Source organism: Bacteroidota bacterium (assembly GCA_030706565.1).
Lineage (GTDB): Bacteria > Bacteroidota > Bacteroidia > Bacteroidales > JAUZOH01 > JAUZOH01.
In genome coordinates this window covers 1-1,054 of the sequence record JAUZOH010000600.1, presented here as the reverse complement: position 1 = coordinate 1,054, position 1,054 = coordinate 1, and the positions used below count along the sequence as shown (strand labels likewise).

Annotated in this window: 2 protein-coding genes; both read right to left on the bottom strand. The window is 40.1% G+C overall.

The window, feature by feature from the left end; all coding sequences use genetic code 11:
* The coding region (locus tag Q8907_17110; protein MDP4275990.1) for a TSUP family transporter at positions 1 to 294 on the bottom strand (294 nt) is incomplete at its 3' end.
* Between the two features lie 143 nt (positions 295 to 437).
* Positions 438 to 1,054 (bottom strand): chromate transporter (locus Q8907_17105; GenBank protein ID MDP4275989.1); only part of this gene is annotated, 617 nt, incomplete at its 5' end.

Sequence of the window (1,054 nt, the reverse complement as noted above, 5' to 3'; positions counted from 1 at the left end):
CAGGTTTGAAGAAATGAACGAGAAGAAAGAAATAATAAAAAGCAACTTGAAATTATATTTTATCTTTTGCGCATACTGGAAAGCTGCTACCGATGTCCCGGACAAAGCGGCTATTTTATTTGTTCCGAATAAGGTAGTCAAAGGATAGTTGGGCAGATTGATCAATAAAGCTGGAATCTGGATTAAACCACCTCCCCCTACAACGGAATCAATAAATCCGGCAGTAAAGGCAAAAAATGCCAGGGCCAGGATTTTTAAGAAGGAATAATCTGCAAACAGGGCTATTAAATTCATCTAAAAATGGCTGATTTCAATTCTGTTTCTCCCGGAATACCTATACCATCTGAGAATTCCGAAAAAGGCCAAAGATATAAATAAAGCCGGCAAAGGACTAAAACAATTGAATTCGCTGATTCAACTTCGCCTTCACTGAACTTCTAAAACAAAAAAGCCAGCAGTACGCCTCCCAGAACTATCCAAATTACATCCACCTTTTTGATCAATAAAAGAAAAGCGACAATGGCAAAAGCTATGTTCAGGATATTCCAATGGATGCCAATTGCAAAACGGAGGGTAACGGTAGCCAGCAAACCGACAAACGAACATAATATCCCGTTGATCACCTTGCTAAATTGAGGATATTGCCTCAGCTTATCGAAAAAAGGAATGATGCCCATCAGAATAAGAAAGGAAGGGGTAAAAACACAAATCGTGGCAATAATGCTGCCGATGACGCCAAAGTGCAGGTATCCGAAAAATGTCGCAGCAATAATGATCGAACCCGGCGTGATTTGCCCCAGGATCATTCCGTCCATGAAGGTCTTCTCGTCAAACCATTTGAATATATCCACCAGTTCATTATACATGATGGGCATGGAGGCCTGTCCGCCGCCAAAAGAAAAAACATCAATGTGCAACATGATGGAAGCCAGGGTGAAATAATCTTTATTCAGTATGAAAAGTATACCGGCACAGGAAAGAACCAGCAACAGCATAAAAAGGAAGAATTTAAAAGTGTTGCTTTTAACCTGTTCTTTGGGTAAGCCATATTCTT